26 protein-coding genes are annotated in these 18,398 nt (G+C 44.5%); 5 read left to right on the top strand and 21 right to left on the bottom strand.

The window, feature by feature from the left end; all coding sequences use genetic code 11:
* Positions 1-59 precede the first annotated feature (59 nt).
* The 18 genes from DW938_RS01040 to DW938_RS14710 all read right to left on the bottom strand — a co-directional run bounded on the left by DW938_RS01040 (position 60) and on the right by DW938_RS14710 (position 12,587).
* Positions 60-545, bottom strand: coding sequence for a hypothetical protein (locus tag DW938_RS01040; RefSeq protein WP_118123629.1), 486 nt, complete (start codon positions 543-545; stop codon positions 60-62).
* Positions 538-996, bottom strand: coding sequence for a hypothetical protein (locus DW938_RS01035; protein WP_118123628.1), 459 nt, complete (start codon positions 994-996; stop codon positions 538-540). Before DW938_RS01035 ends, DW938_RS01040 begins: the two co-directional genes overlap by 8 nt.
* Positions 997-1,637: 641 nt before the next feature.
* Positions 1,638-2,111: a hypothetical protein gene (locus tag DW938_RS01030; protein ID WP_118123627.1), complete on the bottom strand. Its 474-nt coding sequence runs from the start codon at positions 2,109-2,111 to the stop codon at positions 1,638-1,640.
* A gap of 3 nt (positions 2,112-2,114) precedes the next feature.
* Positions 2,115-2,621: a hypothetical protein gene (locus tag DW938_RS01025; protein WP_118123626.1), complete on the bottom strand. Its 507-nt coding sequence runs from the start codon at positions 2,619-2,621 to the stop codon at positions 2,115-2,117.
* 164 nt (positions 2,622-2,785) lie between these two features.
* A complete protein-coding gene (locus DW938_RS01020; protein ID WP_118123625.1) occupies positions 2,786-5,077 on the bottom strand; it encodes a phage/plasmid primase, P4 family in 2,292 nt (763 codons plus the stop codon).
* Positions 5,078-5,269: 192 nt separating this feature from the next.
* Positions 5,270-5,854: a DUF669 domain-containing protein gene (locus DW938_RS01015; RefSeq protein ID WP_118123624.1), complete on the bottom strand. Its 585-nt coding sequence runs from the start codon at positions 5,852-5,854 to the stop codon at positions 5,270-5,272.
* A 3-nt stretch (positions 5,855-5,857) separates the two neighbouring features.
* Complete coding sequence (locus DW938_RS01010; protein WP_118123623.1) at positions 5,858-6,172, bottom strand: VRR-NUC domain-containing protein; 315 nt, start codon at positions 6,170-6,172, stop codon at positions 5,858-5,860.
* Positions 6,169-7,503 (bottom strand): DEAD/DEAH box helicase family protein, encoded by a 1,335-nt coding sequence (locus tag DW938_RS01005; RefSeq protein WP_118123622.1) that lies wholly within the window; start codon positions 7,501-7,503, stop codon positions 6,169-6,171. The genes DW938_RS01010 and DW938_RS01005 overlap by 4 nt, the downstream gene beginning before the upstream one ends.
* A complete protein-coding gene (locus DW938_RS01000; RefSeq protein WP_207660684.1) occupies positions 7,478-8,260 on the bottom strand; it encodes an AAA family ATPase in 783 nt (260 codons plus the stop codon). Before DW938_RS01000 ends, DW938_RS01005 begins: the two co-directional genes overlap by 26 nt.
* Before the next feature lie 13 nt (positions 8,261-8,273).
* Positions 8,274-8,813, bottom strand: a complete 540-nt coding sequence (locus DW938_RS00995; protein ID WP_118123621.1) for a siphovirus Gp157 family protein — start codon at positions 8,811-8,813, stop codon at positions 8,274-8,276.
* Positions 8,814-8,815: 2 nt separating this feature from the next.
* The gene (locus DW938_RS00990; RefSeq protein WP_118123620.1) at positions 8,816-9,754 is read right to left on the bottom strand and encodes a hypothetical protein; all 939 of its coding nucleotides are present in this window, start codon (positions 9,752-9,754) and stop codon (positions 8,816-8,818) included.
* Positions 9,751-11,052: a PcfJ domain-containing protein gene (locus DW938_RS00985; protein WP_118123619.1), complete on the bottom strand. Its 1,302-nt coding sequence runs from the start codon at positions 11,050-11,052 to the stop codon at positions 9,751-9,753. The genes DW938_RS00990 and DW938_RS00985 overlap by 4 nt, the downstream gene beginning before the upstream one ends.
* Before the next feature lie 9 nt (positions 11,053-11,061).
* Entirely contained in the window at positions 11,062-11,433 is a 372-nt protein-coding gene (locus DW938_RS00980) for a hypothetical protein (protein WP_118123618.1), read from the bottom strand.
* Entirely contained in the window at positions 11,423-11,566 is a 144-nt protein-coding gene (locus DW938_RS14715) for a hypothetical protein (RefSeq protein WP_181984336.1), read from the bottom strand. The genes DW938_RS00980 and DW938_RS14715 overlap by 11 nt, the downstream gene beginning before the upstream one ends.
* A gap of 43 nt (positions 11,567-11,609) precedes the next feature.
* Positions 11,610-11,801 (bottom strand): hypothetical protein, encoded by a 192-nt coding sequence (locus DW938_RS00975; RefSeq protein ID WP_118123617.1) that lies wholly within the window; start codon positions 11,799-11,801, stop codon positions 11,610-11,612.
* A 125-nt stretch (positions 11,802-11,926) separates the two neighbouring features.
* Positions 11,927-12,136 carry a hypothetical protein gene (locus tag DW938_RS00970; protein ID WP_147342350.1) on the bottom strand — a complete coding sequence of 70 codons (210 nt, stop codon included), beginning with the start codon at positions 12,134-12,136 and terminating at the stop codon, positions 11,927-11,929.
* A gap of 34 nt (positions 12,137-12,170) precedes the next feature.
* Entirely contained in the window at positions 12,171-12,395 is a 225-nt protein-coding gene (locus DW938_RS00965) for a hypothetical protein (protein WP_022288316.1), read from the bottom strand.
* Positions 12,396-12,443: 48 nt separating this feature from the next.
* Positions 12,444-12,587, bottom strand: a complete 144-nt coding sequence (locus DW938_RS14710) for a hypothetical protein (protein WP_181982472.1) — start codon at positions 12,585-12,587, stop codon at positions 12,444-12,446.
* Positions 12,588-12,660: 73 nt separating this feature from the next.
* On the opposite strand from DW938_RS14710, the gene DW938_RS00960 reads away from it, so the two are divergent.
* Complete coding sequence (locus tag DW938_RS00960; RefSeq protein WP_022288314.1) at positions 12,661-13,365, top strand: DUF4145 domain-containing protein; 705 nt, start codon at positions 12,661-12,663, stop codon at positions 13,363-13,365.
* On the opposite strand, the gene DW938_RS00955 is transcribed toward DW938_RS00960, so the two are convergent.
* Together DW938_RS00955 and DW938_RS00950 are read right to left on the bottom strand one after the other, a co-directional pair.
* A complete protein-coding gene (locus tag DW938_RS00955) occupies positions 13,362-13,526 on the bottom strand; it encodes a carboxypeptidase (RefSeq protein ID WP_118123615.1) in 165 nt (54 codons plus the stop codon). The genes DW938_RS00960 and DW938_RS00955 overlap by 4 nt on opposite strands.
* A 43-nt stretch (positions 13,527-13,569) precedes the next feature.
* Complete coding sequence (locus DW938_RS00950) at positions 13,570-13,776, bottom strand: helix-turn-helix transcriptional regulator (RefSeq protein ID WP_022288312.1); 207 nt, start codon at positions 13,774-13,776, stop codon at positions 13,570-13,572.
* 172 nt (positions 13,777-13,948) lie between these two features.
* Here DW938_RS00950 and DW938_RS00945 point away from each other — a divergent pair, with 172 nt between their 5' ends.
* The 4 genes from DW938_RS00945 (at position 13,949) to DW938_RS00930 (ending at position 17,377) form a co-directional block, all read left to right on the top strand.
* The gene (locus tag DW938_RS00945; protein WP_118123614.1) at positions 13,949-14,614 is read left to right on the top strand and encodes an XRE family transcriptional regulator; all 666 of its coding nucleotides are present in this window, start codon (positions 13,949-13,951) and stop codon (positions 14,612-14,614) included.
* A 154-nt stretch (positions 14,615-14,768) separates the two neighbouring features.
* Positions 14,769-15,161, top strand: coding sequence for a zinc ribbon domain-containing protein (locus DW938_RS00940; RefSeq protein ID WP_181984335.1), 393 nt, complete (start codon positions 14,769-14,771; stop codon positions 15,159-15,161).
* A 200-nt stretch (positions 15,162-15,361) separates the two neighbouring features.
* On the top strand, positions 15,362-16,819 hold the full coding sequence (locus DW938_RS00935; RefSeq protein ID WP_118123612.1) for a recombinase family protein: 1,458 nt from the start codon (positions 15,362-15,364) through the stop codon (positions 16,817-16,819).
* A gap of 39 nt (positions 16,820-16,858) precedes the next feature.
* Positions 16,859-17,377: a manganese catalase family protein gene (locus DW938_RS00930; RefSeq protein WP_022288308.1), complete on the top strand. Its 519-nt coding sequence runs from the start codon at positions 16,859-16,861 to the stop codon at positions 17,375-17,377.
* Between the two features lie 46 nt (positions 17,378-17,423).
* Here the strand turns inward: DW938_RS00930 and DW938_RS00925 are convergent, their stop codons facing one another.
* Positions 17,424-18,101, bottom strand: a complete 678-nt coding sequence (locus DW938_RS00925) for a VTT domain-containing protein (protein WP_117876498.1) — start codon at positions 18,099-18,101, stop codon at positions 17,424-17,426.
* Positions 18,102-18,398 lie beyond the last annotated feature (297 nt).

Genomic DNA, 18,398 nt, shown 5'->3' with positions numbered 1-18,398 from the left:
AAAAAAGCCCCGACAAGCGGAGCTTTAAGTTATTTTACAAGCATAAAAATAGCCAATCTCTATTCTTTGACATTAACAAAAAAATGTCGTTCGCAAATCAAATTATCAGGAGTTAATTCAACATCATCTGTATCTGACTCAGACTCTTTTGCAAAAGCTAATATTCCATATTCGCCACTCTTGTTTATTGTTTTGTAGTCCATTCTTACTTTTGTATGACCAAAAATAATTTGTCCCTTACCAAAAGACCATTCATTCGACACTCTTTTTTGGCTAGCTTTTCGTGACTCAAGAAATTCTTTGGATGGAGGGATTATAAAACTATCAATGTGAAGAGCCTCAATGCCTTCGCTGACTTTTCTTACTAAAACATATCTAATATCGTATTTCTTATTTACAACGGCACTCGTAATAAAGTCAATGTAAAATTCACCAACAGCACCTTTTTTTATCATTATCTCATCAAATTGATTGGTAATATTATATCTATCGCCAGAAATATCTGCAGCTATAATTGGTACAATATTAATTCTCTCATTAATCATCGCCATCACCCTTGTTGTTTATCTCAAATGTCAAAGCCTTTGAAATCTTATCCAAATCAGTTTTATTACGAACATCATCTTGTGATTGTATCTTTATAGAGTTATTGCTAAGACCATATTTGACTAGTTGCTCCTTAGTTTCTGCTGTATTATTCAATATTTTGTTCATAAGTATTTGATTTTGAGTATCCAACTCATTTTGTTTATCAAAGTTATAAAAACTTAACCCAAGTGAAAAAACAGTAGCAACAAGAGCAACTAATCCAAGTATAATTCCAACCCAACTATTTATAATTGATAATTCTATATTTTTATCATAAATTAAACTAAAAGCTACCAACAATATAAGTGAAGTGGTTATTGCATATATAAACCATGACCAAAAATGTTTTCTAACATATACAATCAGCTTTTCAAGACCTGTTGCTTTTTTTACTCTTTCTTCATCCAATGATACTCACCCCCCACAAAATATAGGATAACAAATTAATTATATATCCTTGCAAATAACTTGTCAAGTTAATATTTAATTACAAAATTGATTACTCTATTGTAATATATGTATTAATCACAACGCAAAAGACGCCCCGATAAAGGACGTCCTGCGGAAAATCAATTAAGGAGTATCTAAAATGGTGGAGCAGACTTCGAGCGGCTAACTCTCGGTCTGCAAATCGAAAGCCGCAGTATGGGGAATACGGCTTTCAGACCCTGCCCGAACGCCCACCCTTACGAGCAGGCATTGGCAATGTAAAATTCAAGGAGTGCCTTTATTTTCTGTCGGAAGCACGCCGACTTGGTGCAGACTTCAAGTATATCCCTCTGGGTCTGCATTCGCCGTTTTTCCTCTTATGGTAGATGAAAAACTTGGCATCAAAAAACGAAACCTCGGCTATTCTACCCGATGACGCACAGCCAAAGTGTGCAGGTTTTTAAGTTATACGCCACCGATGTTTTACGTCCTCGGTCTACGGACTGTATAACAGGCTTGGTGTTCCGTGTGGGGTTTGCACCCACTCTGACTTTGCGGAACATACGGAGCTTTCGCCCCGTCGGACTTTTTTATGGAGGTCCGCAAAGAAACTTTTGCCGTTATGGCATATTATCATTATACTCTCTTGACAGGGGTGATACAAGGGCTTTTTCGGGTGTCTGATAAAATTTCTTGAACATTTTTATCGCATTTGGACCAAGCACCTTGCGAGTATAATTTGCCTCACGGTCAAGAGCCTCAGCTGTTCGTTCCCATGACATTCCGTTTATGTATTTGTTGATTATCAACGCCGCAAGTCTGCTGTCAGGCATACTGTCCGTGATACACAATACATTGTATGACATCTGTTCGTAACTTTTGCAAAGCTTTTCAAGCTCCGTCTTATAATCCGCTATCATCACAACGCTGTCTTCTATCTTTCTTGACGTGCCGCCTGTAAAGCTGGGCGGTATATCGGAGCTTTGCGGCGATGTACTCTCAGCCCTTGCATAGCATTTTTCTATGGCACGCCTTATCGCCGATATACGCTTGTCTATATCCACCAGCTTGTTCAAATATTCTTCTGCTGTCAACCTTTATCCCTCCTCGATCATTCTTCCGCAAACAGGACAGAACTCAAAACGGATTTCCTTGCCGTCTGCACCAAGCTTTTCGCTCCACTCTGTCACTCCATTGCAGTATTCACAGCCTGCATATTCAGGTAAGTTTACGCCGTTATGTTTCGCAAACCCCTCGTCGCAGAGTATAAGCTCCAGTGCCTGCAATGCGTATTCAAGCTTTTCGGCAGGGTCGCTTGCCTTGTTTATCTTCCAGACCGTTGTCTGCCCTCTGCGGATATTCTCCTGCATTATGCAGGCTTGTCTGAAGAACCTGCCGTTTCGCTCTTTGCTGTGAAGATACTCCCGCTTGTATTCTGCCTGCTTGTCCTCGCATATCTCTTTCGACCACCCCTCGTGCCTGTTCTTGTAGCCAAGTCTTGATAACTGCGAGAAATACTTATATTCCTCAGCAGGATACTCGTCATAGATGAGCCTGCCGTCTATCGCCATGTCTTCATATCTTGCGAACTCTTCTTGTGACATTCTTTTGAAATCTATTTTAATGATTATCCCCCCTCTGTGAAGGGTTGTGAAGGGTTTGCACCCTTTTTTAAGAACTCTTTCTTTATATATATTCTTTTTATTTTCTAATACGAAAGGTTAGAAAAGCCCTTCAACCCTACACAACCCTACACACTTACAATTACTTACACATTATCAAGTGACAGTCCATTGAAGTATATACCGCCCCTTGTTCTTACTTTCTCAAAGCGTTTTGCAAGCTCCATACCGAACTTTGTTGAACTCATACGATATTCATTGTTCTGCTCAGCCCAGTTAAGATATGCCGCAAAAAGCTGACTTGACTTAACGCTCAGACCCTTGCCCACAGTACACTTATCCTCAACAAATGCAGAGATAACGTCCATTTCACGGCGGTACTCCCTCACTTCTTCAAGGACGGCACGAGGCATTTTAAGTCCCTCTTTCTGCCATAGCAGACAGCCCTCGACTGCCCAGCGGAATATGCCCGTAAGCTCCGCCGACAGCTTGTATTTCAGCCTGCGGTCTATCTTTTCTTCGGGTATCTGCACGGTGAAGGGTATCATATGTATCCTTCGCCATATGCCCGTATCCGTTCCTCTGATGACAGGCTTATGATTTGTCGCCATCCAAAGCTTGAACTCAGGCTTGAACTCGAACTCGTCGCCGTAAAGCTTTCTTGCCGTAACAGTATCATCGCCTGTAAGCTGTTTGAGCAGACCCTCGTTGATACGAACACCCTCGTTAGGCTCAACGCTTGTCACGAGCCTTGCACCTTTGAGCCTTGCGATATCGCTGTTTATGGCGGTGCTCTGATTACTGCGCACCATAATAGTTTCAGGCTGGATATTTGCCGCATAGTCCCCGAAAATATCCCTTATGATATCAATGAAAGTTGACTTGCCGTTTCGTCCTGTTCCATAAAGAAAGAACGCACATTGCTCGGTGGTCGAGCCAGTCAGGGAATATCCCACAGCTTTCTGAACGTATCTGATAAGGTCTTTATCCTTTCTAAAAATATCATCAAGAAAGGCAAGCCAGCGAGGACAATCGGCATTCTCTGAATACTCAACGGCTGTCATTTTCGTCAGATATGTCATAGGGTCGTGAGGAGATATACCGCCGCTTCGCAGGTCGATAACTCCACCCGGGGTATTGAGAACAGTTTTAAATCTGTCCATCTGAGCCGGCAGAACAGGAACATGGTGCATGACCTCGCTTAGCATTGCGTTCTTTGATTTGTTAGAACGGCAGGACTTCATATGCTTTTCAAAGGCTTTCGCCATATCCGTTCCCTCGTCTGCGTCAAGCTGAGCGTACACCTTTGCCTCTGCCGCCATACAAGCCACAGCCTTATCAGCAAGGCGTTTTACTGTACCTGTCATATCGGTACACCACTTTCTGCCGTCATACCAAAGCCAGCGTTTATCTGTATAACAGTATCTTACCTGCTCGCCAAAAAGGTCAACAAAGCGTTCTGCGTTGCCTGTATCGTCAAATGAATAAAGTCTTGGCTTTGCTTCTTCCTGCTCCACAGCGCCCACAGAAACAGGCTCAGAGGGTGACTTGAAATTAAGAGAAAATCCCCCTGCGAACTTTGGCGAATAGGTCTTGTCGCAATCTGCAATGGCTTTCTGAATGGTGAGTGCTCCGTAGGTCGAACCGCTTTGCGCCCTGTCCCACTTTTCCCTCATAAGACCTGAGGAGCGGAATATCATATCCATCTTCTCTGCGTCACAGCCTGTCCAGAAGGCAAGCATTGAGCAGAACGCCATATCAGCTTCACTCTGCGAGGTATATCCTGCGGTTCTTCCGCTGTAGAGGGAAACAAACTTTCCGCCGTTTTTTGCACCTGCCGCCGCTTTGATTATCTGGTCTGCGGTGTCAAGTCTGACAGCAGGAACAGCCTTTGCCACAGGCTCGTGACCGCCGCCTATATACTTTTCGTGCAATGGCTTTATGCTGTCGGAACACTCTGCGATGCCATCATATTCTGAGCAGGAGTTGCCTGTCATAACGAAAAATCTGCCGTCCTCATACATCTCAACTGAGCCTTTACGTCTGCCACGCTTCGGGAGCTTTCCTCTGCATATGATATGTATGCCCTTGCCTGATTGAGATATCTCAGTATAGCTTTGCAGGGTGGAGATAAATTCAGATATGATGTTGCCGTTCTCTCCCCTTTGGTATGCCTCAAGCTCCTCCTCTTTGCCGTCAATGTCAACACCGAAATATGGACAGCCACCGAACATAAATCCTATGCCCGAATGTTTTTCTGAGGCTCTCACAGCCGTATCGAAATCGCACCAAGTAGAGGGGTTATTTGACATAGCCCCTCCGCCTGTAAGTGCGTTTATTGGCACTTTCTTTATCTTCCCTCTCTTTTCATCAGGCACAGCGTCCCAGCATATCCAGTTTGGCAGGGCTTTAAGCTCCTGCGGTATTTGTTCGTACATATATCCAACTCCTAACGTAAATTTTGAAAAGTCAAAGCCTTTCACTTATCCCCGAAAAACGTTCAAAAAGTTGCATTAAAAATGCAACAATTGCAGAAATGTTGCCAAATTAAAATATAAATCATTTGTTTGTACAAAATATTATCTGCGTTTTTATGCAAAAGCACTACGACTTTTCGCTTTTCTCAGAAATCAGAACGGCACGCCGTCATCTGTAAGCACGTCTTCAAAATCTTCAAGCGAACCTATGGCGCTGTCAGCCTGCGTATTTGTCTTAGGCGTTGCAAAGCCCGTCTGCTTAGTCGCAAAGCTGTCCGCCGTTGGCGCAGAGGATTTAAACTTATGCTTGCACTCAGGATACTTTGTAGGGTTGACAAAATTAATGCGTTCCTGCTCCTTGCCGTTCCATTCCTCGTGCGTGAGATCTACCCTTATGCACTTGTTCAGCAGGTCGGTGCAGTATGCTTTAAGGCTGTCATACTCCTTGCCGTCAGGAAGCTTAGCCGCCTTGCCCATTGCCATAAGCTGAGCAAAGTTGTAGCCCTCCACCTGCATATCGTTCTCGTTAGGCTCGTGCTTTTTCCATATGGTGTGAAACAGGCAGGAGTTGCCGTATTTCTGTCCCTGCACGTCATTTCTGATGACGAGAGTGAAGTTAAGACCCACCGAGCCTTTCTTTGTCGTGCGTTCCTCGATAGCGGTTATGATGCACTCGTAATCGCCCTCAGGCTTTAATCCGTTCTGAAATGCCTCTGATTGATTTGACTTAAATCCCATTTTTTATTCCTCCGTTAGTAAATTTACTGCGTCCTCTGCTGATCGGCATATGCCTGCCAATGCTCCGCACTCACGCATTTTTGTTATGAAATTCTTCTGCTCAGGACGAACTCGTCCTGACTTTGTTTTGACTTCGATAAAGACAGCTCTGCCGTCCTTATGCCTTACGCCGAACAGGTCTGAAAAACCTTTCGGCACACCTGTAGTGAAATATCTGCCGTCAACAGTTTTCCCCTCGCCTACGTTCACACGAAAGACAGTGCAGTAGGGCGACACCGCACAGCGTATCTCGTTTTGTATCCTGTGTTCTTCCGTCAACCTATAAGCCCCCTTTGCCTTGCCTGATAATATGCCCAGCCTGATTTGTAGCCGTGACTTTTCGCATACTGCAAAAGTTCGGGATAGGTATGACAATCGGCAGGACTTGAAAAGTCAAGCTTAAATCCCTCCACCTTTATAAGACCCACGCTGCTGTCAGTTTCAAGCTTTCTCTCGGCCGCAGGAAATACATATCCGCAATGAGGACAGCATACTTTCACCCCCGCAGGAGGAGCAGAGAAAGTATAGAAACATTCGGGGCATTGTTTCACCTTGTCGCTCTGCTCCTGCTTTTTATGCTGAGCTTTTGGCTTTTTCTCCAAGCTCCACTCCCTGTCATCGTCAGGCATACCAAACCTTGCATAGTTGCCAACGTGGTCGATTATGACGGCTCTTTTATCGGGACGATAACGCATACATCTCATAGCCTGCTGAATGTAAAGAGTAAGGCTCTTGGTGGGTCGCAGGAGTATGGCACACTCGCAGTCAGGAACGTCAAAGCCCTCGGAGATAAGGTCGACGTTGCACAGCACAGTTATATCTCCCCTGCGGAAAGCTGAGATAATGCTGTCACGCTCTGCCTTTGGGGTCGAGCCGTCAATGTGTGCCGCCTTTATGCCGTTGTCATTAAATACCTCTGCCGTTCGCTGAGAATGTCTGACGGAAGCACAGTAGCAGACTGCTTTTTTGCCATTTGCTAACTGTTTGTAATACTTTATGACATCACCGAAAACAGTATTTTTTACCATAGCTTTCTCTATCTCCGCCGCCATATATTCACCGTGAGAAACGTGAAGCCCTGTAAGGTCGGCAACGTCAGGAGCATAGTAGTCATAAGGTGCAAGACAGTTGTTATCAATAAGCCATTTTGCGGATACCCCTATGATAAGCTTGTCGTTCACGTCACCAAGCCCGTCACCATTAAGGCGAACAGGGGTCGCTGTAACGCCCACTCTCGGCACGTCCGAAAAGTATTCGTATATGCGTTTGTAGGACTGAGCAAGGCTGTGGTGATTTTCGTCAGTTATGATAAGTGCAGGTCTGGCAAGCTTTTTAAGCCGTCTTGTAATAGTCTGCACCATGCCAACCTCGCAAAGTTTCATATCAACGCCCCAGCGAATAAACGTCTTTTTTATCTGCTCCACAAGCTCACGTCTATGGACGAGAAAAAGCACACGCTTGCCGTTAAAGGTCGTTCGCCTTGCCATTTCAGCCACAATGCAGGACTTTCCTCCGCCGCAGGGCAGGACTATGCAGGGTGCTTTATACCCTGCTCTCCACGCCTTTCTTACCTGCTCCACCAGCTCATTCTGATACGTTCGCAGTTTCATTGGACTTCGCCGCCTTTACCCTTTTCAGAACGCATTTCATGCAAAGCTGTTTGCCGTAATTCTTCATCGAGCCGTCTATTATCTGCTGAACAGTACGCCTGCCGTCTGACATTATCGTCTTTCCGCACTCTGAGCAGATATGTTCGTCTGCAAGGTGATAGTATGTCCTCAGCGCTTCATCAACAAGTTTCAGATCGTTGCTTATGTACATACTGTCGAACAGCCCAATAGGACTTTTGCAGGTGTCAGTGCCGTCCGTCTGAGTGGCGAAAAGATACTTGCCGTCAACCACAACAGTTTTAAGCACAGTTGTGAACATACCCTCGACAGTTATCTTCTCATCAAGCAGCTTGCCGATAGTTTTAGCTTTCTGTCTGCCGTCCTCGCCTGTATCAAGGTGATTTAGAAAATACACGATAACATCTTCGGGAAGCATTTCAACGCTTCTCACAAGCTCCCAAAAATTCTTTGCAATGTCGGTGAACTTCTGATAGCCCGTTTCCTTTGCACGGCGCATAAACTCGTTCACCATAAGATACTGACTATCGTCAACGGCTATTGACTTTGTCGTCTGAGCTTTCATAAAGCGTTCTATCTCGCCGTAATTGTCGGTATGTATCGTTGACTTAAACTGCGTGCGGAACGGAAGCTGTTTTCCGTTCACGTTCACAAGAGCAAGTTCGTCCTCTTTGAAATTTCTCAGGGAAGCAGATTTGCCGCTTCCCGAAAAGCCTAATACAAGTATCGCAAGTCCCATTCTCTTTTCCTCCTTATCTTATGGTCAGTCCCGGTCTGCGGACAACTGCCGCATATGGTATCTTCCTGCCTGCCTCGATAGCCACCTTGACAGCCGTCTTGCTTATGTCAGGATCTTTGTATTTCAGCAGGCTGTCATCATTGACCTTTGCCCACTCCACAAAGGCTTTAGGGTCTGTTATCTCTGTGCTTTCCCTGCCCTTTGTAATGCTTATCTTAGCCATAACGCCCTCTATTTTGTTAAGGTTGACCCTCTGCATACTGTTCATAAGATAAGCTTTAAGGCTCTCTGCCTGCTTGACCTTCTGCTCACGTCTTGCTTTGAGGGCTTTCTCCTCTGCTTCAAGCATTTTCGCCTCGCTGTTCAGCACCTTAACATAAGCCGCAACGTTCTCTGCCTTGTCTGTAAATTCAGCCTCAACGCATTCAAGGGTATCAAACCACACCTTTTCAGCCTCAGCCTTTTCCTCTGCCGTAAGCTCGGCATTTTCCGTCATATCCTCAAGGCTGTCAAAAAGCCTCTGAAAATCGTTTGTAAGCTCATAAAGTTTCATTTTTATACCTCCAGTTTTGAATTGATTATATCCGCAAGCTGTCTTGCTTTCTGTGTGAAAAGTCCGTAATTGTCGCTGTCATTATGCTCGTTCACAAAGCCCACGAGCCTTGTTACGCTGTCAACAGCGGTGGAAAGATAAGCCTTGAATATGGCTTTATCGTCCTGCGTTGACGTGATCTCTGTCTTCCCCGCAAGCTTTTTCTCATACTCCGCCTTAGTTCTGTCAAGCTCCTCACGAAGCTGTGAAAGCTTTTCCTGCTTGTCCTTTTCAGCCTGCTCAGCTTTTTGCAAAAGCTCTCTGCGGTCTTTCAGGCTGTCTTCTTCAAGCTTTGAATATTTTTCCGACCAGTCAAGGTCAACACGCCGCATAGCGTCTTTAAGGTTTGCCACCTCTTTGCTGTCCGTTTCCACAGCCACCTCGATAGGACGGCTCTCAAGGTCCTTTATCTCGGCTTCAAGCTCAGCAATTCTATCCTTGAATTTCTGTGACTTCGTTTCGTGTTCTTCCTCACGGTATCTCATTTCTTCGTGAAGTGCGTCATTTTGCTTTTTCACGCTGTCGATTTTCGCTTTAAGCTCCTTGACAGTTGTATTCTCTATATCTGTGGTTTCGGTAATGGTTTCTCTTTGCTCATCAGACAGGGTTGAAAGAAGTGTCAGCTTTTTTATTCCAATTTGTCCACTCGAGTGGACAAAATCTTCTGGAAGATTTTCAGCAACAGATATGTAATTATACACATTCGTTCTTTTAAACCCTGTTTCCTGCTCGCAATACTCTCCAAAATCTGAGTACCCAAGCTCCTTGTAAAGCCTGCTGTCTCTCATTTCCTTAAAGCCCATACACATATCGTAAAGGCTCTGCTGTGCAAGCTGAGCTGAGGTCTTTATCCTGCGGTCAAGCTCAACCGCCTTGATATATTCTGCCGATAGTTCGTTCATGCTGTTTTACGCTCCTTTCGTTTCTCAGCGAACACCCTGTCAAGATACCGCTGATACTTCTGTTCAAAGTCCTTTATCTCCTGCGGTTTGTCCTCACCGCCGTTTTGTACCACGTTGTTTCTATATCCTCTGCACTGCACGATACCGCCATATTGGCTAACCTCCACAGTATAGTAAGGCTTGTCAGGCTCAGAAACTTTTCTCAGAAACATTATGCTGAGTTTCCCCATAGCATGGCGTTCTGCATATCCACCCACACAATGGGAAAGTATCCTGCCCTCATCCTCTATTTCCTGCAAGCTATGTGGCTGTCTGATAAGCAAACCGTCTCCCGAAAATTCAAGGCAGACACGCTCTGCAAGCCTTTTTGTGAAGTTCTGCAAAACAAGCTCGTCATGCTCATAGTTGATGATCTGAGTGAGCCTGTTGTGCATTGTCCAGAAATCGTGTGGCAATGCTATCATTGTATCGTGAATGTTATACTCCAGTGTTTCGCACTGCTCCAGATAGTCGCTGTAATCAAGAGGTGTCATTTTCTGCTCGTGTATGTATCGTGCCACCCTTTGCGGTGTAAGACCTGTTATCCTCACAAGACGTTCAAGAGTGCCGTGTTCGTTCTTAAAGACCTTTGCTATATTCAGTAAATCTTCCGGTCTGAGTTTTGGATATTCCTCACGATAGTCAAGATACTGCTCCCACAGCTGTTCGCTGCCTTTGAGTGTCTTGAACTCCGTCTTGTTCAGTCCGAGCATTTTCAGCAGGTCATTACTTTTCCAGTTCACACGCTGAGAGAGCAGGAACTTTTCCTGATATCCCCACCAACCTGTGTATCTCACGCTTGTTACGTCATAGTCTTGCTTCATAAGATACTCAAGATTAGGGTGCTTGCAATATGCGTGAAGATAGCTCATCAGCATATTACCGTGATAATGCTGATACTGACTGTACCGCATATCCGATTTGTCTATGGCTTTGACGTTCAGCACCGAATAGGAATTATCGTAGTTATATCCCATACAGCACTTGCAAAAGACAGGCTCACGGAAGTCATTACGCACAGACCAGTTTATGCCGTTATCACTGCCGTATCTCACCGATCCGTCACGGGCAAACACATACCGCTGTCTTTCCACAAGGTCACCCTTTGAGTATCTGTGAAAGCAACGTGCGAAAAGCTCAGCACCCCTTGTGAGGAACACCACATAATTCTTAGCACCCTTGCCTTTCATCTCATCCATAAGCTCTTTATCCACCGCAGGAAAGCAGTAGATAAGAGCCTCTTTTCTTGTCTTTTTCATACTGTCACCTTAGAAATCAAGCAAGCCGTCAAGTGACAGGCTGACAGGCGGTTTTGCTGTTTCTTCGCTGTCCGAGCCGTCGCCCAGGTCGATAGTCATATTGAAATGAACGTCCGCACCCTTAAAGTAAAATCTTACAGCTCTGCGGTAGATCTCGATATCCGAAATACTTCCCCCTGCACCCTTGACAGCGTTTTCCGCACACTCAGCGAAAGTCCTGTCCGTCTGCAGAACCGCCTGAGCGAATTCCTCGTTCTGCTCACAGAAAGTGCTGAGAGCCTCAAGAGTAGGCTTTGCAACCGCCTGTGCATACTTGCCAAGCTTAGCGACAGACAGCTCCTGCGACAGCTTGTCCTGAGCTTTCTTTGCGTTAATGTTCATTGCCGTCACCGCCTTTTCGCACGCTACTCATCAACGCACTGGCACAGCAGATGTCCTTGTATGTCTCGCCAAGGTCAAAAGCCTTCTTCTCATGTGGCTCCATTTCCTGACGCAGTGCCAAAAGGGTCGACATAGCACTTGCGAGCACTTGACATATATCCGATTTTGTGCTATCATCAATTTGAAAAGTGTTTTCTTTTTTTCGTTGAGCTTGTGCCTGTTGCCGCAGGTGCAGGCTCGTTTCTTATGTACTCTGTAAAATATGCACCACACACCAAATCTTTTCCATTAAGCGGACAACCTTTGCAACTAACAGTAAATTCTGTACAGTAGTTTACCGCCTTTTCAAACTCCTCTTTCGTTATCATCGGTATCCTCCTCTTTCTCAAAACGTTTCTCCCAGTGCCTATCCACCACGCTCAGCACAAGATACATCACTACATCTATCCCTGCAAGCACAGCTACTGTTATTAGCAGTATTCCTACAATGTCATTACCACTTTCCTTTCATTTCAACTTCGACCTTGACTATGGGTCTGCCTGCTTCTCTCACCGCACGCTCCAGTTCCTCACGAACTGTGTCTTCGGCGGTTTCTTTTATGTTTCGATACAGCCCATAGATCACCAGTGCAACCAGTGACACACACAGTGCTACGGCTGACACATATCTGATGATCTCTAACGTTGCTATCAGGTTGTTCATTTTCTCACGTCCTTTCATTTTTACGTCCTGTGTTTTAAGCTATCCACTCAGGGTGTTCAGTCCTCGCCGTTTCACAAAGCTTATCCCAGAGCGACGGGTCACGCCCGACCATATCCTGCAGCGCTCCTGCAAGCTTGCGACCTATACTGTCCGCAGCCGCCTGTCGCTCCTGCTCCGTGCAATCGTCCCAAAGCTTGTAACTCTTGCCGCCGTCGAACGAAACGTGCCTTATGACCTTTAAAGGCGGATATTTCGGCATTTTTATCACCTCCTACTCAATTCTATTGGATATCGGGGTTGTACTATGCTAGACAAGCTCCTCGATAACGGCGATATTCTCGCCCTCTGAGCGGTCAACAAGGTCCATAGCCTCGCCTGCCGTCTTTGCCGTGACTGTTACCAGCCTTACGCCGCTGAACTTGTCTGTCAGCTTAATTTTGTAGTGTTTCATTTTTGTACCTACTTGAAAAATCTAACTTCTTGTGGTATAATGTAGAAAATAAAATAAAAGGAGCTGACCATAAATGATAAAAGTCATTCGAAGCAAGCAAATCGAATATCCTAGTGTCAACTTAAATTTTAAAGTTGATATGCCAAGAAATTGTCCTCATTGTGGTGTTGTTTTAGAGCCTAAAGCTCTATCAAGCCATTTTGTTGAAATGGCAGACTTGGATGACCACCATTATAAAATATATGTCCATTGGCTATGCCCAAGTTGTGCAAAAGCATTTTGCTCAGAATATGAATACATTGGTCCTCAATATCGCACTGAATGTGATGAAGCTACACTTATTCAAACTGATCCTAAGTTCTGCTCATCTCCAACATTTGACGCCGAGATTGAAAAAGTTTCTGAGGATTTTGTTAAAATATACACACAGTCGCATAAGGCGGAGCAACTTGGTTTCGATAAAATATGTGGAATGGGTTATCGAAAAGCGTTAGAATTCCTAGTAAAAGATTTTGCGATTAATCTTCACCCAAAAGAAGTAGAAAAAATCAAAAAGCAAACGTTAGCTCAATGTATCGAAAACTTCATAGACAGTCCAAAGATAAAAACCCTTTCAAAAGCTTCTGCTTGGATCGGTAATGACGAAACCCATTATTGCCGCCAACACGAAGATTACAATATAGAGCATTTAAAAGCTTTTATCAATGCCATTGTTTCATACATAAACTCAGAGCTTGAACTAAAAAAAGCTGAACAACTTGTAAGAAAATCTGATTAACCCTTTTCGCAGAGCAATTTTCCGTCAAGAGTCCAATACTGAATGACCTCTCTACAGGGGTCATTTTCTGTTCCTGCGCCTTTCAAGGCTCTTGTTACGATCACCTGCTCAACCCTGGCACTGTCACATCCTCTTGGAGTAGCAGTAATTTTCTTTTCCACGTTCCTCTCACCCCCTCTTTAATCACTTGTTGCATTATGCAACTCACTGAGTAAAAAAATATTTGCCGAACTCTCCAGCATCAATGTGGAGCAAGTGTGACAGTTTCTCAGCCTCGTCCAAGTCAAACGGACGAACATTGTTTATTTTCTGATTAGCTGTAGGTTGAGCTATGTTTAAACAATGTGCAACGTCAGCTTGGGTCAGTTCAAGCTCCTTCATTCTACCCTTGATCTTGTTCGTGTTTACCATATGCCAGCCTCCTTTCTTGTTGCATTATGCAACTTACTGCATTATCATAATAGCACATAACTTTTCACTTGTCAATAGCATTTTGCAACATTTTTTTATTTTTTCAAAAAAGCTATTGCATTATGCAATTTAATGTGATATAATCATTATAACGAAAGCAGGTGAGCAAGATTTGAATACCATAGAAATTGGAAATAGAATAAAAGCTGCAAGAGAAAAAAAAGGACTTACACAAGAAGAACTTGGTATCCGTCTTGGATTGAATAAATCAACTATCCAAAGATATGAGGCAGGAAAAATTCTCAGAATAAAATTACCTGTTCTTGAATCAATCGCTATTGAGTTGAATGTTAATCCTGAATATCTTGCATTAAAAACTGATGATCCTAGCCCTAAACATTCTTCTCATATTATAGACTCCAACGCAACCATACTCCCGCAAGACAACGTACATATAATACCTATATATGAGAGCGTGTCGGCTGGGTTTGGTGCTTATGCTGACGATTATGTTGTAGGCTATATGCCGCTTTATATCGTCAGCGAGGAAGAAGCTAAGAATACAATGTGCATTGTCGTTTCGGGGGACAGTATGTATCCGAAGATAGAGAACGGCGACAAGATACAAGTATTAAGGCAGGATTGGGCTGAGGACGGACAGGTAGTTGTTGCCCTTATCGACGGCGAAAACGGCGTTGTGAAGAAAATCAAGTATTCTGATGACAAGATAACCCTTGTATCATTCAATCCCGAATATCAGCCGAGAGAGTTTGTCGGTGCAGAAAGAGACCGCATAAGAATACTCGGCATTGTAAAAACAGTTATAAAATCCTTATAATAAAAAAATCCCCGCCAGCACCGCAAATACTGACAGGGATAGCACACAGAATTTTCTCCTGCATGATTACAAATACATTATATCACCAATTTAAGACAATGTAAATGATTTCATAAATTGTTTACAAATGTCGATTTATAGGGAGGAAAAAAAAATGACTTGTCCAAATTGTAAAGGCGAAAACGCACCAGGCGTAGCAGTATGTGAATATTGCGGTCACGAACTGCCGCAGCCGCAGAAAATTGATAACCACGTTGAGCATAACAGCAATATCGTTCAGCACATCACATACGTTACAAACGTCCAGCAGGTCGCACCGCAAGCTCCTGTTGAGCAGATAAGCCCTAAGAGTAAAAGCACAGCTGAAATACTTTGCCTGCTGACCTTTTTAGGCTTGGGCGGTTTGAACAGATTTTATGTAGGCAAAGCTGGCACAGGTTTGCTGTACTTCTTTACTTTCGGAGGTTTCTTTATTGGAGCACTAGTTGATATGATAAATTTGTTTCAGGGAAACTTCACTGACGCTCAGGGCAGAGTGTTAAAATAAAATCCCCTGCAAGTATTGTAAATACTGACATGACAAAAAACTCGCCCCCAAGTGCTACCAACACTCAGAGGCGAGCAGAGCGGATACTACCAATATCAGCTCGATCCAAATTCACACCAATAGACCAATAAAGGGCGAATTCTGCCCTTTTATTATACTGCATATTATTAAATATGTCAAGAAAATAGGAGGAAAAATCAATGAAGATCGCAGCGGCTTACGTTCGTGTTTCCACCGAAGAACAGACCGAGCTGTCCCCTGACAGCCAGGTCAAGCTCATTCGTGAATACGCCAAGAAAAACGGCTATATCGTGCCGAAAGAATTTATCTTCCACGATGACGGCATTTCGGGACGTTCCACTGCCAAGCGGCAGGGCTTTAATCAGATGATCGGCACAGCCAAACTCAAGCCGAAGCCATTTGACGCTATCCTGCTGTGGAAATTCAGCCGTTTCGCCCGTAATCGTGAGGACAGTATCGTCTATAAATCAATGCTCCGCAAACTTGGTATCGACGTCATTTCTATCTCCGAGAATGTAGGTGACGACAAAATGTCCGTGCTTATCGAGGCTATGATAGAGGCAATGGACGAGTATTACAGCATTAACCTTGCCGAAGAAGTCAAGCGTGGTATGACGGAAAAGTTCGGGCGAGGTCTGAAAGTTTCGGGACCACCGCTGGGCTATGATATGAAGAACGGCGAATTTGTGGTCAACGAGCAGGGGGCTGAGATAGTCCGCCGCATATTTGATATGTACGTCAACCAAGATATGGGCTACCTCAATATCGCCCGTGAGCTGAACGCTGAGGGCATACGCACCCTGCATGGCAATGATTTTGAGACCCGCACTATCGCTTACATCATCAGAAATCCCGTCTATATCGGTATGCAGCGTTGGACGCCCGGCGGAGGTGGCTCAAAGGGTCACTACCGCTCTGCTGTAGCCGAGAATGTTGTTATTACTCAAGCTCACCACCCTGCCATTATCGACAAGGAGATTTTTGAAAAGGCTCAGCAGAAAGCCGCAAAGGCTCGCAGACCATACGAACGCAGTGGATCCACCAAGCACGAGTATATGCTCAGAGGCTTGCTGAAATGCAGTTCCTGCGGCTCAAACCTCACAATGGGGTCGGTCAAGAGCAGCACTCTGCAATGCTATCAGTACGCTCACGGGCGGTGTAAGGAGTCCCATGCTATTACTATCGGTAAGATAGACAAGGCGGTCATAGAGGACATACAGGGGCTTGTGGACGGCACAGCGACCGATTACAAGCTTGTTGACCAGTCCCCTGCCAAGCCGAAGAAAGAAACGTCCAAGTTTGAGACACAGCTTGAACGAGAGCGAATGAAGCTCGAACGAGTGAAGGCGGCATATGCAGACGGCATTGACACGCTGGAGGAATACAAACGCAATAAGTCGGAAGTCCTCGCCAACATTGCAGAGCTGGAAAGCAAGCTCCGCCAAGCCCAGCCGTCCAAGCCACAGCCCACCGCCGACCGCCTGCCTGATCTGAAAGTCAGAGCACAGGAAGTTCTCAAGGTCATAACCTCGCCTAATGCCACACCTATGGAAAAGAACAACGCTTTACGGAGTATTGTTGACAAAGTTGTCTTTGACCGCAAAACGTCTAGCATTGAAATGTATTACCTGTGCTGAAACGGCATATTTAGGTGGTTTTAGAGTTGGTATAACTTTTTGAAGTCTGGTGGCCCTGACGGCGAACTTGGTGCAGCGCTTCGCTATCTCAATCAGCGTTACTCAGCCCCCTGTCGTGAGGTGCAGGCGATACTCAACGATATCGGCACAGAAGAACTTGCCCACATCGAAATGATCGGCACTATTATCTATCAGCTGACCCGTGACCTCTCCCTCAAGGAGATAAAAGACAGTGGCTTTGACACCTATTTTGTTGACCACACTACAGGCGTTTACCCTATAGCCGCCTCTGGTGTACCATTTTCTGCGGAAATCTTCCAAAGTACAGGTGACGCTATAGCTGATATACACGAAGACCTTGCTGCTGAGCAAAAAGCCCGCCTGACCTACGACAACATTCTCAGGCTTGCTGACGATCCCGATGTCCGTGACCCTATCAAGTTTCTTCGTGAACGTGAGATAGTCCACTACCAGCGCTTCGGCGAAGGACTAAGACTTATTCAGGATATGCTTGACAGCAAAAATTTCTACGCTTTCAATCCTAGCTTTGACAAATAATAAAAAAAGCGGGCTGTTGTTATCAGTCCGCTTTTTTGTACATATATCAAAAATCTTCCTTGTCCATCTGCTTGCCGCTCCTGCTGACCTTTTTATTAAGTATCAGCGAAAAAGCCAGCGTTGCGGCTATGAGTGCTATCATCACAAGCACTGATTTTATTGTCAAATGCTTCAACTGTGCTCCAATATATGTCTGCACAAGCATTTCAGGCATCACTCCCATTATCGAGCCAAGAAGATATGGTCTGTAAGGCATTCGCAGTGCGCCGTGTATCATTGAAACAAGGTCGCCCGGCACAACTACCACTGCCCTTGAAATGTAGGAGGCGAACAGATTATTGTCATGCCCATAATTTACAAGCTTTCGTGCCTTAGGATATTTCATCTCAATAACACGCATGATATCGCCACCCGATATCCTTCCCACAAGATAAGGAACAGTAAAACAAACCGATAGTCCTATTACGTTCAACAAAATGCCCACCCAGAACGGATATATTGCACCCACGCACACAAAAATAGCCGCAAGCGGGAATACCACCGACAAGGACTTCAATCCATAAAACCCCAGAATAACAAATGCGGCAAGCCACAAATTGTCCGGGCAATAACTGAGTATCTCAGAAAACTCATGGTCTTTCAGAAAAAGAGCACAGCAAATTATTATGATAATAGTTAAAGCAAAGGGTACATATCTTCCATATTTTCGCACAAACCTATCCATAACTCCTCGCTCCTCCCCGATTCTTTAGGGTATTATACCATATTTGAATGTTCAATTAATTATCAATCAATGAAAACTGTGTTACAACTTTCGCTGTCAAAACAAATTTATACTTTATCGTTCGTCAAATTGACCAACCATTCTCATTTTTGCACAATATCCCACTATCACTATAATTTTTATAAGTAGAATTATGTCGTCTTATGTCGTCTTATGTCGTGAAGTGTTCTTAAACAAGTCGATTTCTGTTTTAATTTATGTATATCTGATTAATAGGTTAAATTTGTACAATATTGC

It is taken from the genome of Ruminococcus sp. AM43-6, from assembly GCF_003461785.1.
GTDB lineage: Bacteria > Bacillota > Clostridia > Oscillospirales > Ruminococcaceae > Hominimerdicola > Hominimerdicola aceti.
Note: the sequence above shows the minus strand (reverse complement) of the source record. Positions and strands in the feature narration are given on the sequence as shown.

Bases quoted from the DNA above. Each gene is read 5' to 3' on its own strand.
- DW938_RS01025 (WP_118123626.1), bottom strand. From the start codon at position 2,621: ATGTCACAAGAAGAGTTCGCAAGATATGAAGACATGGCGATAGACGGC.
- DW938_RS00925 (WP_117876498.1), bottom strand. From the start codon at position 18,101: ATGGATAGGTTTGTGCGAAAATATGGAAGATATGTACCCTTTGCTTTA.
- DW938_RS00950 (WP_022288312.1), bottom strand. From the start codon at position 13,776: ATGGTAAACACGAACAAGATCAAGGGTAGAATGAAGGAGCTTGAACTG.
- DW938_RS00970 (WP_147342350.1), bottom strand. From the start codon at position 12,136: ATGAACAACCTGATAGCAACGTTAGAGATCATCAGATATGTGTCAGCC.
- DW938_RS14710 (WP_181982472.1), bottom strand. From the start codon at position 12,587: ATGAAACACTACAAAATTAAGCTGACAGACAAGTTCAGCGGCGTAAGG.
- DW938_RS01015 (WP_118123624.1), bottom strand. From the start codon at position 5,854: ATGGGATTTAAGTCAAATCAATCAGAGGCATTTCAGAACGGATTAAAG.
- DW938_RS00940 (WP_181984335.1), top strand. From the start codon at position 14,769: ATGACTTGTCCAAATTGTAAAGGCGAAAACGCACCAGGCGTAGCAGTA.
- DW938_RS00975 (WP_118123617.1), bottom strand. From the start codon at position 11,801: ATGATAACGAAAGAGGAGTTTGAAAAGGCGGTAAACTACTGTACAGAA.
- DW938_RS01005 (WP_118123622.1), bottom strand. From the start codon at position 7,503: ATGAAACTGCGAACGTATCAGAATGAGCTGGTGGAGCAGGTAAGAAAG.
- DW938_RS00985 (WP_118123619.1), bottom strand. From the start codon at position 11,052: ATGAAAAAGACAAGAAAAGAGGCTCTTATCTACTGCTTTCCTGCGGTG.
- DW938_RS00960 (WP_022288314.1), top strand. From the start codon at position 12,661: ATGATAAAAGTCATTCGAAGCAAGCAAATCGAATATCCTAGTGTCAAC.
- DW938_RS00965 (WP_022288316.1), bottom strand. From the start codon at position 12,395: ATGCCGAAATATCCGCCTTTAAAGGTCATAAGGCACGTTTCGTTCGAC.
- DW938_RS00995 (WP_118123621.1), bottom strand. From the start codon at position 8,813: ATGAAACTTTATGAGCTTACAAACGATTTTCAGAGGCTTTTTGACAGC.
- DW938_RS01040 (WP_118123629.1), bottom strand. From the start codon at position 545: ATGATTAATGAGAGAATTAATATTGTACCAATTATAGCTGCAGATATT.
- DW938_RS14715 (WP_181984336.1), bottom strand. From the start codon at position 11,566: ATGTCGACCCTTTTGGCACTGCGTCAGGAAATGGAGCCACATGAGAAG.
- DW938_RS01000 (WP_207660684.1), bottom strand. From the start codon at position 8,260: ATGGGACTTGCGATACTTGTATTAGGCTTTTCGGGAAGCGGCAAATCT.
- DW938_RS00980 (WP_118123618.1), bottom strand. From the start codon at position 11,433: ATGAACATTAACGCAAAGAAAGCTCAGGACAAGCTGTCGCAGGAGCTG.
- DW938_RS00990 (WP_118123620.1), bottom strand. From the start codon at position 9,754: ATGAACGAACTATCGGCAGAATATATCAAGGCGGTTGAGCTTGACCGC.
- DW938_RS01020 (WP_118123625.1), bottom strand. From the start codon at position 5,077: ATGTACGAACAAATACCGCAGGAGCTTAAAGCCCTGCCAAACTGGATA.
- DW938_RS00935 (WP_118123612.1), top strand. From the start codon at position 15,362: ATGAAGATCGCAGCGGCTTACGTTCGTGTTTCCACCGAAGAACAGACC.